Origin of the sequence: Novosphingobium mississippiense, assembly GCF_044029535.1 — a bacterium.
Lineage (GTDB): Bacteria > Pseudomonadota > Alphaproteobacteria > Sphingomonadales > Sphingomonadaceae > Novosphingobium.
In genome coordinates, this window is sequence record NZ_CP147001.1 from 437,841 (window position 1) to 451,884 (window position 14,044).

General features: G+C 65.7%; 10 protein-coding genes. 4 read left to right on the top strand and 6 right to left on the bottom strand.

Annotation, left to right across the window (positions count from 1 at the left end):
• Nucleotides 1–38 precede the first annotated feature (38 nt).
• Nucleotides 39–713, top strand: a complete 675-nt coding sequence (locus WBP06_RS02070) for a 2'-5' RNA ligase family protein (protein WP_395331382.1) — start codon at nt 39–41, stop codon at nt 711–713.
• 52 nt (nt 714–765) lie between these two features.
• On the opposite strand, the gene WBP06_RS02075 is transcribed toward WBP06_RS02070, so the two are convergent.
• From WBP06_RS02075 to WBP06_RS02100, 6 genes are all read right to left on the bottom strand, one after another.
• On the bottom strand, nt 766–2,601 hold the full coding sequence (locus tag WBP06_RS02075; protein WP_395331384.1) for a putative bifunctional diguanylate cyclase/phosphodiesterase: 1,836 nt from the start codon (nt 2,599–2,601) through the stop codon (nt 766–768).
• Nucleotides 2,602–2,618: 17 nt separating this feature from the next.
• Complete coding sequence (locus WBP06_RS02080) at nt 2,619–3,074, bottom strand: response regulator (RefSeq protein WP_395331386.1); 456 nt, start codon at nt 3,072–3,074, stop codon at nt 2,619–2,621.
• Nucleotides 3,067–4,530, bottom strand: coding sequence for a PAS domain S-box protein (locus WBP06_RS02085; protein WP_395331388.1), 1,464 nt, complete (start codon nt 4,528–4,530; stop codon nt 3,067–3,069). Before WBP06_RS02085 ends, WBP06_RS02080 begins: the two co-directional genes overlap by 8 nt.
• Nucleotides 4,531–4,815: 285 nt before the next feature.
• The gene (locus tag WBP06_RS02090; protein WP_395331390.1) at nt 4,816–5,307 is read right to left on the bottom strand and encodes an asparaginase domain-containing protein; all 492 of its coding nucleotides are present in this window, start codon (nt 5,305–5,307) and stop codon (nt 4,816–4,818) included.
• A gap of 229 nt (nt 5,308–5,536) precedes the next feature.
• Entirely contained in the window at nt 5,537–8,932 is a 3,396-nt protein-coding gene (locus tag WBP06_RS02095) for an acyl-[ACP]--phospholipid O-acyltransferase (RefSeq protein ID WP_395331392.1), read from the bottom strand.
• 180 nt (nt 8,933–9,112) lie between these two features.
• A complete protein-coding gene (locus tag WBP06_RS02100) occupies nt 9,113–9,733 on the bottom strand; it encodes a TetR/AcrR family transcriptional regulator (protein ID WP_395331394.1) in 621 nt (206 codons plus the stop codon).
• A gap of 66 nt (nt 9,734–9,799) precedes the next feature.
• Here WBP06_RS02100 and WBP06_RS02105 point away from each other — a divergent pair, with 66 nt between their 5' ends.
• From WBP06_RS02105 to WBP06_RS02115, 3 genes are read left to right on the top strand one after another with little or no spacing between them, the layout of a single operon-like run.
• Entirely contained in the window at nt 9,800–11,260 is a 1,461-nt protein-coding gene (locus tag WBP06_RS02105; protein WP_395331395.1) for an efflux transporter outer membrane subunit, read from the top strand.
• Nucleotides 11,253–12,404, top strand: a complete 1,152-nt coding sequence (locus tag WBP06_RS02110) for an HlyD family efflux transporter periplasmic adaptor subunit (RefSeq protein ID WP_395331397.1) — start codon at nt 11,253–11,255, stop codon at nt 12,402–12,404. Before WBP06_RS02105 ends, WBP06_RS02110 begins: the two co-directional genes overlap by 8 nt.
• Nucleotides 12,404–13,963: a DHA2 family efflux MFS transporter permease subunit gene (locus WBP06_RS02115; RefSeq protein ID WP_395331399.1), complete on the top strand. Its 1,560-nt coding sequence runs from the start codon at nt 12,404–12,406 to the stop codon at nt 13,961–13,963. The genes WBP06_RS02110 and WBP06_RS02115 overlap by 1 nt, the downstream gene beginning before the upstream one ends.
• Nucleotides 13,964–14,044 lie beyond the last annotated feature (81 nt).

Here is a 14,044-nt window from a genome sequence, read left to right on the forward strand (position 1 = left end):
CCGTCCCCCTCGATTCGATTGTTGGAAACAGGCTCTTCATGCGTCGCTATTTCATCCCCGCGCTTACCGCGATCATGACGGTCGCCGTGCCTGCCCAGGCCGAGGACACCGTGAGCATCGACATCTATGCCATCCCTTCGCAGCCGATCGTGGACGCGGTGGCGCAAGCCAGTCGCGATCTTGGCAAGCGCGGCATGTCGACATTCTTTGCGCAGGGCCAGGCCGCCCATGTCACGCTGTATCTGACCCGATATCCCGCCAGCGCGGAGCCGCAACTGAAGGCGGCGGTCGCCAAAGTTGCGGAGGGCTGCAAATCCTTCCCTCTGGCCATCGAGGGTTCGGAGCGCACGGCCTCCAACTGGGTGTTCCTGAGCGTCGTACGCAGCGCTGCCCTGCAAAGGCTGGCGGACGAGATCACCCTGGCGGCGGAGCCATTTCGCGCGCACGACGTCACGCCGCCTGCATGGATGCGGGAGTATCCGGCGAAGCTTCCGGCGTTCGAGCGCTATGGCTCTCCCAATGTCTTCATGCAGTTCGAACCGCATCTGACATTGCTGGCGAACGAGACCAATCCCGGCCTTGCCGCATTCATGGCGGATTTGGAGCGGAACCCGCCCAAGGCGACGGGCAAGGTGGCAGGCATCGGCATCGGCGTGGTCGACGCCAATGGGCAGATCCTGAAGACTCTGTCCGAATATCGTTGCGATAGTTGAGTGCCGCCGGCGCCCGGCTCACGATGAGCCGGGCGCCGGCATTCTCAGCCGATCATGCGTTCAATTGGCGGATCGGCGTGTTTTCCTGCCAGCCTTCCATCCAGTCCAGCACGTCCTCGTACGGCATCGGGCGGCAGATGCCGTAGCCTTGGCCGTTGTGGCAGCCGAGCGAGACCAGCAGGTTGCGGATTTCCTCGTTCTCCACGCCCTCGGCGACGAGGGGGATGCCCAGGCTGTCGCAGAGCACCACCAGGCTGTTGACCAGCGACTGGTCGAAGCGGCTTTCGGTGAAGCGCTGGATGAACGAGCGGTCGATCTTGATCTCGCTGATCGCGAAATCCCGCAAGTAGCCGAACGATGTGAAGCCGGCACCGAAGTCGTCGATGGCGAGGGCGATGCCGTTGTCGCGCAGGCTTTCCACCACGCGGCGGGCTTGCGAGGGGTTGGTGATCAGCGCCGTCTCGGTCAGTTCCAGCGTCACCCGCTTGGGGTCGATGCGATGGCAGTTCACCATGTCGACCAGATCGTCGACGAAGCTGGGGCGTTCCAGCATCCGCGCGGACAGGTTGATCGAGATCGACGCGCCGTCGACCTTGTCCTGAATCTGGGCGAACTGTTCCAGCACCTTGTCGATGCACTGGTGCGTGAAGGTTTCCAGCAGAGGGCTGTGCTCCACCGCGCGGATCAGCTGGTCGGCGGGGATATTGCCGATGCGCGGGTGGTTCCAGCGGACCAGCGCCTCGAACCCGAGCACGCGGCCGTCGCGCATGTCCACCTTGGGTTGCCAGTGCCATTGCAGCGTGTCGTGCGCGATGGCGGCTTCCAGTTCTTCCAGCATGATCTTGGGATCGACCGCCGGATGGGAAGGCATGCCTTCCTGCCAGGTGGCCAGTTTGGCCAGGCCGCGCTTGGCCTCGTACATGGCGTCGTCCGCTGCCGAGAGCAGGCCGGCGGGCGAGAAGCCGCGCTGCGGACAGAGCGCGATCCCCAGCGAGGCGCCGACATGCATGACGCGACTTTCGTGGACGATCGGCTGTTCGATCAGGCGCACCAGCTTGGCGGCCAGCGCGGCGGCGTTCTCCTCGTCGTCCACGTCCTGCAGCAGCAGCGCGAACTCGTCGCCGCCCAGGCGTGCCACGGTGTCCACCTCGCGCAAGTGGCCGCGCAGGCGGCGGGCGACGGTGGTGAGGACGACATCGCCCACGGCATGGCCGAAGCTGTCGTTGATCTCCTTGAAGCGATCGAGGTCGATCATCATCACCGCGAAGCTGTCGCCGGTGCGGCGGGCGCGGGCGCAGGACTGGCCCAGCCGGTCGAACAGCAGCGTGCGGTTGGGCAGGTCGGTCAGCGGATCGTGGAGGCTGCGGTGCGTCAGTTCCTCCTCCGCGCGGCGCAAGTCCTGCCGATACTTGCGCCAGGCGATGCCTTCCTCGACCGAGGCGGCGACGCGTTCGGGCGAAAGCGCGCGCTTGGTCAGGAACTCGGTCATGCCGGACTTGATGGAATCGGCGGCAACCTGTTCGTCCGAATTGCCGGTGACGGCGACGATCGGGCAATCGGGATCGACTTCGGCGCGGATCGTCGGCACCAGATCGCGCCCGTCACCGTCGCCCAGGCCGAAGTCCAGGAACACGATGTCGAACTGCGGTTCGGCCAGGCGGATCAGTTGCAAGGCTTCGGCCTGCGACGCGGCCTCCATCACGTTGATGCGACGCGGGCAGCGTTCCAGCATGCGGATCAGGCGTTCGCGGTCCACATCGTCGTCATCGATCACCAGCGCCTGGATGTCGTTCGTGCCGTTGTGCAGGTATTCCATGCGCAATTGTCCTTCGATCGGCACGTTCTGGGGCGGAATGGGCAGTGAGGATGAGGAAGGTTGGTAAGTCATGACAATAGGGCCTCTCGTCAGGGGAGGTTCTGGGTGCAGGCGTATCGGGAAATGAATTCGGCAAGCTGAGAAAACTGCGGGCCGACCGCGGATTTCACCATGTATCCGGCGACATGTTCGTCATAGGCGCGCGCCCGGTCCTGATCGCGCGCGCTGGTGGTGAGGATGAAGACCACGGTGCGCGCCAGATCGGGATCGGAACGCAGTGCGTGAAGGAACTGGAAACCATCCATGTTAGGCATGTTGAGGTCCAGCAGGACGATCACCGGGGTCTCGACGTGTTTCGACGGATGGCGGCCGCGCAGGATCAGCAGCGCCTCCGCCCCGTCACCGGCGGTGATTTGCGGGCAGGGCACCCGACAGCGGGCGAAGCTGCGCAGCACGCCTTCCAGCGCGACGTCGTCGTCATCGACCACCAGTACGGTGCAGTGCATGTCCTGCAGGGCCTGCGCGGCCGGCCCGGCATCAATCATCGTCCATCTCCTTCAGAAGGACGCGCGGCCAATGGATTTCGAAGCAGGCGCCGCCCAGATCGCCGGGGGAGCGTACCGTGATCATGCCGCCGTGGGCGTTGATCATCCGGCGGGTGAAGGCCAGGCCCAGTCCCTCGCCGCTGGTGCCGGGCGAGGCGCGGTGGAACAGCTTGAAGATGCGTTCCTCGTTCCCTTTCGAGATGCCCGGCCCGTCATCGTCCACCGTGAACACGGTGTAGCGCCCGTTCTCGCGCACGCCGATGCGGATTTTGCCTTCGGCGCCGCCGTGGTGCTTCACCGCATTGCCGATCAGGTTGCGCAGCGAAGTCGCCAACGGGGCGCGGGGGGCACGGAACGAGCTGCCGCCTTCCGCGATATCCACGTCCACCGTGAAGGTGTCCGGCACCAGCGCCAGGCTCAGCGCCTCTTCCACCAGATCGCAGGGGGTGACGATCTCCGTCTCCAGATCGCGGTTGCCGGCGCGGGCATAGCGGAGCAGGTCGTCGATCATCTGCTCCGCACGATCGATGCGCAGGGCGATGCGGTCGAAATTGTGCCGGACCTCCGGCGTCATGGTGTCGTCGCCCAGATCCTCGCGAATCCAGGAGATAAGATCGGCAATCCCGCGCAGGGGAGAGCGCAAGTCGTGGCTGGCGACGTAAGTGAATTCTTCCAGCTGCGCGTTGGTCTGCTGCAGGGCTTCCTGCCCGCGCTTGCGCACGGTGATGTCGGTGACGATCGCCATGTAGAGCGGCTGCGCCATCGTCTCCAACCGCGTCAGCGCCACTTCCACCGGGATCTCGCGGCCCAATCGGTGCAGCCCAGTCAGGTCGCGCCCCAGCCCCATCGAACGCGCGACGGGCGAGTGGGTATAGCCGTCGACATGGTGATGATGTTCCGTGCGATAGCGCGGCGGCAACAGCGTATCGAGCGAACTGCCTACCAGTTCCTCCCGCGCATAGCCGAACAGGTCGGCCAGCGCCTGGTTGAGCTGGACGATGCGCTGGCGGCTGTCGATCACGATCAGCCCCAGCGGCAGGTTCTCGAAGATCTGGGAAAAGCGTTTCTCCGCCGTGGCAAGGCGGATCATGTTGCGCACGTGCAGGATCGCGAACTGGTCGAATGCGCCGGCACAGGGGGCCAGCGTGATCTCGCCCGGCTGTTCCGCGCCGTCGATCCGCGTGAAGGTCGTCGGGCGGGTCCATGGCAGCCGTGCCTCGGCCGAGGTGGCGAAGTGGGACTGCAGCATCTGGAGCAGAGCCTCGCCGTCCTCCTGCTCCATCCACAGCGTGACGAGGGAGAGCCGCAATGCCGCCGGATCGGCTTCCCCCACGATCGAGGCGAAAGCGGGGTTGGCCCACGAAATGACGCCGGCGCGGTCCACCACCACGGCGCCGGTCGGCGCGTGCTGCAGCGCCGCATGAACTTCGACAAGGCCATCGACTACGATCGACACGCAACCTCCCAGTACAGAAGCAGGCCTCATCCCCGGAATGGGAAGGGTCCGGCAGGGCGACCGGGAGGGTCGTTTCGCGTTCATTCAGTGACGCGGGTGGCGAACCTCCTGCGTCATACTTGGGCCAAGGGGCGTTTGCGGCTTACCAAGGGGGCGTTCCGTCGAACCCCCTAGGATTGATCGATATCCAGCCAATGTCGGCCTGCGGGCGCGACTTCGGATGCTTTTTGCACTTTCCGGCGACTGTTCCGCGTGATGCCGGGGTGTTGCCCCGGCACGGAAAAATCAGATTTCGACGAACTTGCCCGCTTCGCGATCCTTGCGGACTTTCAGGCCGTTGAACACCGATCCGCTCATCGTGATCCACACGCCCGGCTGGGCGGCCTGGCAGCAGGCGAAGGCCATGCCCAGGTTGAAGGTGGCATCGCTCTCCGCAAAGCGTGCAGGCGCGAGGGCGCCGGTCAGCACCACGGTCTTGCCTTCCAGCCCGTCCAGCGCCTTGGCAGTCTCGGTCATGGTGTCGGTGCCATGGGTGACGACGACGTGGCTCTCGGGCGCGGCGGCGATAGTGGCGCGGATCAGGGCGCGATCGGCATCCGTGAGTTCCAGGCTGTCCTTGCGCAACAGTTCCACCACGCGAAACGGATGGGCGACGCGCGAGGTCTTCAGCAGCTTTTCGATCACGCTTTCGGCGATCTGGTATTCGCTGAGGGCGTCGAAGTACTGCTTGTCGAAAGTGCCGCCAGTGGTGACGACGAGGATCGGGGGGAGGCTCATGCCCCGCCCTTTAAACCGGCGGCGGTGGTGCGGCAACCGTCAGCCGTTCCAGGCCATCCGCTGCCACCACATCCTCCCGCATCAAATCCCGTCATCCCCGCGCAGGCGGGGATCCCGCTTCCTTCTGCAACGTCGCCAAGAAGAGCGGGGCCCCCGCCTTCGCGGGCGCGACGAGGTTGTTGTTGCGGATGCCATGCTTCGTCGACCCGGCGGTTGAGGCGACCGAGATTCACGCCTTTGCCATCTCGTTCAGCGTCACATAGTCCAGCTTGCCGGTACCCAGCACAGGCAGGGCGTCCAGCACGCGGATCTCGCGCGGGATCATCAGTTCGGCAATGCCGTTGGCACGGCCCCATTCCTGAAGCGCCTTGTGATCGGCGCCCTTGGCGGTGGTGTAGAGCACCAGTTGCTCGCCCTTCTTGGCGTCCGGCCGGGTGACCACGGCGCTTTCCGCATCGGGCCAGACCTTGGCGGCATAGCCTTCCACCGCCGGCAGAGACACCATTTCGCCCGCAATCTTGGCAAAACGCTTGGCCCGGCCGCGAATGGTGACGAAGCCGATGTCGTCGATGGTGACGATATCGCCGGTGTCGTGCCAGCCCTCGACGGGCGGCTGGAGCACGCCGGGCGCGCTCGCCAGCAGGTAGCCGGCCATGACGTTCGGCCCGCGCACGTAGAGGCGGCCGCCCTCGGTAATGCCGGGCACGTCCTCAAGCCGCGCTTCCATCGCCGGCAACATGCGGCCGACCGTGCCCGCCTTGAAGTGCATCGGCGTGTTCACCGCGATCACCGGCGCGCATTCGGTGGCGCCATAGCCTTCGAGGATGCGCAGGCCGAACTTGTCGGCATACGTACGGCGGGTTTCCTCACGCACCTTCTCCGCGCCCGCGAAGATGTAGCGCAGCGAGTAGAAGTCGTAGCTGTGCGCCATGCGGGCATAGCCGGAAAGGAAAGTGTCGGTACCGAACAGGATCGTGGCATTGGCGTCGTAGGCGAGCGCGGGCACGATGCGGTAGTGCAGCGGGCTGGGGTAGAACACCGTGCGGATGCCGTTCAGCAGCGGCAGCAGGGTGCCGCCGGTCAATCCGAACGAGTGGAACACCGGCAGCGCGTTCAGCACCACGTCGGCGGGGTTGAAGTCGATCCGCGCGGCCAGTTGTGCGCAGTTGGACAGGAGGTTGCGGTGGCTGAGCACCACGCCCTTGGGCGCGCCTTCCGATCCGGAGGTGAACAGGATCACTGCGGGCGCTTCGGGTGAGACCTTGCGGCGGGCATGGCGGCTGGCGGCCAGGCGGCCGGTCAGCATGTGCCAGAGTTTCGCGCCCGTGCCGATCTCTGCTGCCAGGTCTTCGAGGTAGAGTACCGTGCGCCCGTCCGCCTCCAGCGCGGCGATCACGGGTTCCAGCTTGCCCTGTTCGACGAAGGCGCGGGCGGTGACGACGGTTTCGATCTTCGCAGTGGCGCAGGCGGAAACGAGGCTGGCCTGACCCACCGTGAAGTTCAGCATGGCCGGCACGCGGCCCTCGGCCTGAAGCGCGAAGAAGGCGAGGGCGACGCCGCTGACGTTCGGCAGCAGCAGGCCCACCGCTTCGCCGGGGCGGGTGCGATAGGCAAGCCGTTCGCCCAGCAGTTCGGCGCCCAGGATCAGGCGGTTGTAGGCGAGCGGTGTGCGCTTGATATCCTCCACCACCTTGGTCTTGCCGCCGTGGACCGCGCGCGCTTCGCAAAGCGCGGCGAACAGCGTGCTGTTCGTATGGCTGGTGTCGAAGATCATCCGGCTCATCTCGTCATAGAGACGGCGGCCGGCGATGGCGCGGCGCTGGCGGGCGGTCATCTCGCCCTCAATGCTGAAGCGGCGCGCGGGCAGCACGTCGATCGTCACCTTGGGGAACCAGCGCTGGCGCACCTTGCCCTTGAGGTGGGAGAAGGGCGTGTACTGCGGCCCGTCAAGGCGGACGGGCACGATCGGCGCGTCGGCCTTGTCGGCCACCATGCCGGGGCCGTCGAACACTTTCATCAGCGCGCCGGTTACGGTGATGCGGCCTTCGGGGAAGATCACCAAGGTACGGCCTTCCTTGACGGCACGGACCATCGCCTTGGCCGCCATCGGATTGGTGGGATCGACGGGGAAGGCACGGAACAGCTTGAGGAAGGGCTGGATCCACCAGCTTTGGGCGATCGCGGTGTGGACCGCGAAAGTCGGTTTGCCGGGCAGGAACGCGCCCAGCAGCACACCGTCCAGATAGGACAGGTGGTTGACGACGACGACGGCCGGTTCGCCGGGCTTGGGCATGTTTTCGATGCCGTTGATCTCGACCCGGTAGAGCATGCGCAGCACGGCGCGGATCACCGCCTTGAACAGCGTTTCGGGCAGCAGCCAGATCGAGATCACCGCCACCACCAGCGTCGCGAAGCCCAATACGCCGATCACGCCGGGCACGCTCACGCCGCTGGCCAGCAGCACCGCCACCACGCCGACGGCGAGCACGGTCATGCCCGCGTTCAGGATGTTGTTGGCGGCGATCACTTGCGAGCGTTCTTCGGGTGCGGAGTGGATCTGGAGGATCGCGTAGAGCGGCACGATGAACATCCCGCCCGAGAACGCGATGATCACGAGGTCGGCGAAGATCTTCCACGATTGCGGGTGGGCCACGAACTGCGGCACCGTGGCGTCGATCACCGTGGGTACGAAGAAGCGCGTCGACAGCCAGAGGTCGATCAGGCCGATGGCCAGCATCAGGGCGCTGACCGGCACGTAGCGGGCGGAAACTTCGCCCTTCAGCAGCCGATTCACCGTCATCGAGCCGAGCGCGATAACCACCGAGAAGACGACCAGGAACAGCGTCGCCACTTCCTTGCGCGCCTGAAGCGTGTCGGAGACGAGCGGGACGAACTCGGTCAGCAAGATCGCGCCGGCCGTGAAGAACCAGCTGATGCCCAGCACGGCGAGCCAGACGCCGCGCCCGCGATGGGCGGCGACCAGCACGGCCCATGTGCCGCGCGCGATATTCCAGTCGATCGGGTGCCCATCGCGGCTGGGCGGGGCGGCGGGGACTGCTTGCGCGGCCAGCCAGCCCAGCACCGCAAGGCCCATGGCGACCAGTCCGGCCTCCCACGGAACGACCTGTCCGGCCAGCAACTGGCCGCCCAGGATGGCAAGGAACGTGCCCGCTTCGATCAGGCCGGTGGCGCCCATGACTTCATGTTCGCCAAGGTGCTGCGGCAGGATCGAGTATTTCACCGGGCCGAACACGGTGGAATGCAGGCCCATCAGGAACAGGCTGCCGAGCAGGACCGGGATCGATTCCCACGCAAAGCCGACAAGGGCGAGGCCCATGATCCCCACTTCAGCCAGCTTGATCCAGCGGACCAGCTTGGCCTTGTCGATCCGGTCGGCAATCTGGCCGGCGAGGGCGGAGAACAGGAAATAGGGCAGCGTGAACAGCCCTGTCGCCACGACCGACAGCATCCCCGCCTTGTCCGGCGCATCGCGCAGCAGGCCGTAGTTGGCCAGCAGCAGCATCGCGTACTTCAGCAGGTTGTCGTTGAACGCGCCCAGGAACTGGACGCAGAACATCGGCGCAAAACGCCGCTTCGATAGCAATGAAAAGTCTGGTGCCGCCACGCCCGTATCCCCGTCTGTGAATGTGCCGTTTGGCCTTCAACGCGTTTGCGGTGGGTTAAGCCACCACCGATTCGCAATCGCGAGCTTTGGATTGCACAAAAATATACACCGTTCAATTTAAAAATAGACGGTGTTCAATTTTGTTTCGTGCGATGGTGAAGCCCGCTTAGGGGCGGTCGGTCAGGCGGCTTGGATTTCGGCGGGGGAGGGGCGGGGCCAGTCGATCAAGCCGATCGCGTTGTCCACGAAAGCCTCATGGTCCTTCAGCGTCGGCTTGTCCGGCCGCATCAGCACGTCGGAGCGATAGCCAACCATCGCGGAGACGATCAGCAGCGTCAGCCGCTGCGCTTGTTCTTCCGTGAACTTGGTTGCGAAGAACTGGGCCACGCAATTGCGGAACTTGGAAGGGCCGCGCGCGTAGAACATCTCGTTGATTTCAGGGAAGCGCTGGCCCTCGCTCACCACCAGGCGGAACAGCTGGACGGAGTTCTCGCGCAGCAGGCAGTCGAGGAAGCGCAGGCAGGCGCGACGCAGCGCGGCAAACGTGAAGTTCTGCCCGGTCAGCACCTCGTCCACGTCCTTCGAGAAGGCTTCCACCTTGTTGTCGACCACGGCGGCAAACAGCTCTTCCTTGGACGCGAAATGCGCCCACAGCGTCGCCTTCGAGCCGCCCAGCTCATCCGCGATCGCAGACATGCTGGTGGCGCCGTAGCCACGGTCGAAGAAGGAGCGAGTCGCCACTTCGACGATCTCTGCCCGCTTCTTGGCCTTGTTGAGTTCTCTCTTACCTACGTTTGTCATCTCAGTACTGCACAGTACACTTTCCGATTGACAGAGGCAAGGTCGAGGTCGATAAAAACTGTACTGATGAGTACGATCCCGCTCCCCCGAGTCGCGGCAGCATCCATGCTGGCCGTCGGCCTTTCGCTATCCGCCTGCGCGGTGCCCGACCTTGGGCCGAAGCCGCAGTTGCGGGCCCCTTCAACGCTGGACAGCGCCCAGTCGCTGTCTTCACAGCAGGCCGATGCCCAGTGGCCGCAGCAGCAGTGGTGGACCGCCTATGGCGATCCGCAGCTGAACGCGCTGGTGGCCGAAGCCCTCGCAGGCTCGCCGGATGTCGCCTCCGCACAGGCGCGCATCATGCAGGCGCGCGGCGCGGCCCAAGTGGCCGGCGCCGCGACCCTGCCGAGCCTCAACGGGCAGGGCTCTGCCGGCATGGCCAAGCAGAGCTACAACAACGGCATTCCTGCCGATTTCGTTCCCCATGGCTGGAAAAGCACCGGCGATCTGGCGCTATCGGGCGATTTCGACCTCGATCTCTGGGGCAAGAACCGCAAGCAGCTTGCCGCCGCCACGTCGGAACGCATGGCTGCCGAGGCCGATGCCCGCCAGGCCGAGCTGATGCTCTCGTCCAACGTCGTCTCCTCCTACTTTGACCTGGCGCGCCTGATCGCGCGGGGCGAAGCGCTGAAGGACGCGGTGAAGGCGCGCGAAACGCTGGTGGACCTTACCGGCCAGCGCGTGCGTCAGGGCCTCGATCAGGAAGCACCGCTGCGCCAGTCCGAAGCACTGGCCGCATCGGCTCGCGTCGCGCTTTCGCAGAATGACGAACAGATTCTGCTGCGCCGCCATGCTCTGGCCGCGCTGCTGGGTGCCGGCCCCGATCGTGGGCTGACGATCACGCCGACCGCGATCACCGCGATCCCCGTGGCCACGGTTCCTGCCGATGCCGGAATCAACCTGCTCGGCCGCCGCCCCGACATCGTTGCCGCGCGCCTCCGTGCCGAGGCGCAGGACAAGCGGATCGGCGCCGCCAAGGCCGCGTTCATGCCGGACATCTCGATTTCGGGCCTGATCGGCCTGCAGTCGCTGGGCCTGTCGAACCTGTTCAAGAGCGGTTCGACCTACGGCAACGGCACCGGCGCGATCAGTCTGCCGATCTTCGAAGGCGGCCGCCTGAAGGGTGACTACACGCAGGCACGCGGCGGTTACGATCTTGCCGTGGCGGACTACAACTCCACCCTGATCGGTGCCTTGCAGGAAGTGGCCGATGCCTTGGCAAGCCGCAATGCCGCGCAGGATCAGGAGCGCGCTTCGGCCGACGCCGCATCCAAGTCCTCCCGCGCGCAGGACCTGGCGTACCAGCGTTACCACGGCGGCATCGGCAACTATCTCGATGCGCTGACCGCGCAGACCACCGCGCTCGATGCGCAGCAGCAGGCGGTGGATGCCCATTTCCGGACGCTTTCCGAAGACGTCGCGCTGAAGCGCGCGCTCGGCGGCGGTTACGAAGACAATTCCAGCAAGAAGGCCCCCGAAAATGACTGACGAAGCGCAGGGTTCGCCTGCTGAAAACGCTGGATCCGGCAGCGTGCTGGGCAAGGAACGCCGCAAACCGCTGCTGGTGGGCCTTGGCGTTGCCGTGGTGGTCGTCGCCGCGCTCTACGGCGCGTACGATTTCTTCATCGGCAGCCGCTCGGTCTCTACCGACAATGCCTATGTCGGCGCCGATAACGCGCAAGTGACGCCGCTCACCTCCGGCCGCGTGGTCGAAGTGCTCGTCACCGATACGCAGCCGGTCAAGAAGGGGCAGCTGCTGTTCCGGATCGAGGATGCGGACCAGCGGATCGCGCTGGAACAGGCAGAGGCGGAACTCGCGTCAGCCCAGCGCACGTATGGCCAGTCGCTCGCCAACAACCGCGCACTGGGCGCTTCGGCAGACGCCAGCGATGCACAGATCAACTCGGCCAAGGCCAAGCTGACTTCCGCGCAGGCCACGCTGACCAAGGCGCAGGCCGATTACGGCCGCCGCGCCGCACTGGCCGGTTCTGGCGCGGTTTCGGCCGAAGACCTGACCACCGCGCGTGAGGCGCTGGCTTCGGCCAAGGCATCGGAAGGTGAGGCCCGCGCCGCGCTGGCCCAGATGCAGGCCAATGCGATCAGCGCCCGCCGCCAGGAAGACGCCTCCGTCGCCATCACCCAGGGCACCACGGTCACCACCGCGCCGCAGATCCGCCAGGCCCAGGCCAAGGTCGATCAGGCCAAGCTGGACCTTGAACGCACCGTGGTGCGCGCGCCGATCGACGGCGTGATCGCCAAGCGCGCGATCCAGGTCGGCCAGAAGGTCCAGATCGGCGCCGTCGCCATGACGGTGGTTCCGGTCGGCCAGCTCTATGTCGATGCCAACTTCAAGGAAACGCAGCTGGGCAACGTGCGCCCCGGCCAGAACGCCACGCTGACGTCGGACTTCTATGGTTCGGGCGTGAAGTTCCACGGCAAGGTCATTGGCTTCTCCGGCGGTACCGGCGCGGCATTTTCGCTGATCCCGGCACAGAACGCGACCGGCAACTGGATCAAGGTGGTGCAGCGCCTGCCGGTGCGCATCGAACTGGATCCCAAGGAACTGCAGGAACATCCGCTGCGCGTCGGCCTGTCGATGGACGCTGAAGTCGATCTGACGGACGCCCACTGATGGCCGGCGCTCCCCCCGGAGCCGGCACGGCGGGATCGGAAGATAGCGGCACCTTCACCGGTGCGAAGCTGCTGATCGCCGGCTTCCTGCTGGCGATGGCGAACTTCGTCGTCGTGCTCGACATGACGATCGCCAACGTCTCGATCCCGCACATTTCCGGCGGCCTTGGCGTCTCGGTGTCGAACGGCACCTGGGCGATCACCTCCTACGCGGTGGCGGAAGCGATCTGCGTGCCGCTTACGGGCTGGCTCGCGGGGCGCTTCGGCAGCCTGCGCGTGTTCCTGCTTTCGCTGATCGGGTTCGGCGTGTTTTCCGCGCTCTGCGGCATCGCGCACACGTTCCCGCTGCTGGTCCTCTTCCGTCTGGGGCAGGGCTTCTGCGGTGGCCCGCTGATGCCGCTGACGCAGACGCTGCTGCTGCGCATCTTCCCCAAGCACATGCATCCCCGCGCCATGGCGATGTGGGCGATGACGGTCGTCACCGCGCCGATCGCGGGCCCGATCGTCGGCGGCTACATCTCCGACAACTGGTCGTGGGAATGGATCTTCTTCATCAACGTGCCGATCGTCATACTGGTCTTCTTCGGCCTGTTCACGATCCTGCGCGGGATCGAGACGCCCACGCGCAAGCTGCCGATCGACGTCGTCGGGCTTGGCCTGCTGATCGCATGGGTCGCCGCGTTCCAGATGATGCTCGACCTTGGGCGCGAGCATGACTGGTTCGGCTCGCCTTTCATCGTCACGCTGGCGGTGATCGCGGTGCTGTTCTTCATCGCGTTCGTGATCTGGGAACTGACCGAGGATCACCCGGTGGTGGACCTGAAGGTGTTCCGCCATCGCGGCTTCTCCGCCGCCACGTTCTCGCTCACCATCGCCTTCGGCACGTACTTTGCCTCGGTCGTGGTGATCCCGCAGTGGTTGCAGACATCGATGGGCTACACCGCGACGCAGGCGGGTGAGGCGATGGCCTTCTCCGGCGTGCTGGCGGTGATCGCATCGCCGTTCGTGCCGAAGCTGATGCAGCGCTTCGATCCGCGCCTGCTGGTGTTCCTGGGCATTTCGTGGATCGGCATCTGCGCGATCTTCCGCACCAGCTGGTCCACCGAGGTTCCGTTCTGGACGATCGCCTGGCCGCAGTTGGTGCAGGGCATCGGCGTGTCGTTGTTCATGGTGCCGCTGACGACCATCAGCCTCGCCTCGGTTGACCCCGACGAGACGGCGGGCGCGGCCGGCATCGCCAACTTCGGCCGCACGCTGGCCAGCGCCATCGCCACGGCTCTGGTGACGACCACCTGGGAAGACATGGGCCGCGCCAACGGGGCGGACATGGCTGCCTCGATGAACGGGGCGCAGCAGACGATGGATCAGTTGCAGGCCGCCGGCTTCTCCATGGAGCAGGCACGCCAGACGCTGGCCAACCTCGTCAACGCGCAAGGGACGGCGCTGGGCACGGTGCATGTCTTCGCACTCTGCGCGGTCCTGCTGTTCATCGCTGCCTGCACCATCTGGATTGCACCGCGCCCCCCGCGTGGTGCGAAGCCGGCCTCCGGCGGGCACTAACCGCCTTAGCCTGCCGACCGGCTAGCCGCCGACGCCTCCCCCCCCCCCCCCCCCCTATCCCTGGCGTCGGCGGCTTTTTTT

Excerpts from the sequence above, each read along its gene's own strand:
- WBP06_RS02100 (WP_395331394.1), bottom strand. The coding sequence starts at position 9,733 with ATGACAAACGTAGGTAAGAGAGAACTCAACAAGGCCAAGAAGCGGGCA.
- WBP06_RS02090 (WP_395331390.1), bottom strand. The coding sequence starts at position 5,307 with ATGAGCCTCCCCCCGATCCTCGTCGTCACCACTGGCGGCACTTTCGAC.
- WBP06_RS02115 (WP_395331399.1), top strand. The coding sequence starts at position 12,404 with ATGGCCGGCGCTCCCCCCGGAGCCGGCACGGCGGGATCGGAAGATAGC.
- WBP06_RS02080 (WP_395331386.1), bottom strand. The coding sequence starts at position 3,074 with ATGATTGATGCCGGGCCGGCCGCGCAGGCCCTGCAGGACATGCACTGC.
- WBP06_RS02110 (WP_395331397.1), top strand. The coding sequence starts at position 11,253 with ATGACTGACGAAGCGCAGGGTTCGCCTGCTGAAAACGCTGGATCCGGC.
- WBP06_RS02105 (WP_395331395.1), top strand. The coding sequence starts at position 9,800 with ATGAGTACGATCCCGCTCCCCCGAGTCGCGGCAGCATCCATGCTGGCC.
- WBP06_RS02075 (WP_395331384.1), bottom strand. The coding sequence starts at position 2,601 with ATGACTTACCAACCTTCCTCATCCTCACTGCCCATTCCGCCCCAGAAC.
- WBP06_RS02070 (WP_395331382.1), top strand. The coding sequence starts at position 39 with ATGCGTCGCTATTTCATCCCCGCGCTTACCGCGATCATGACGGTCGCC.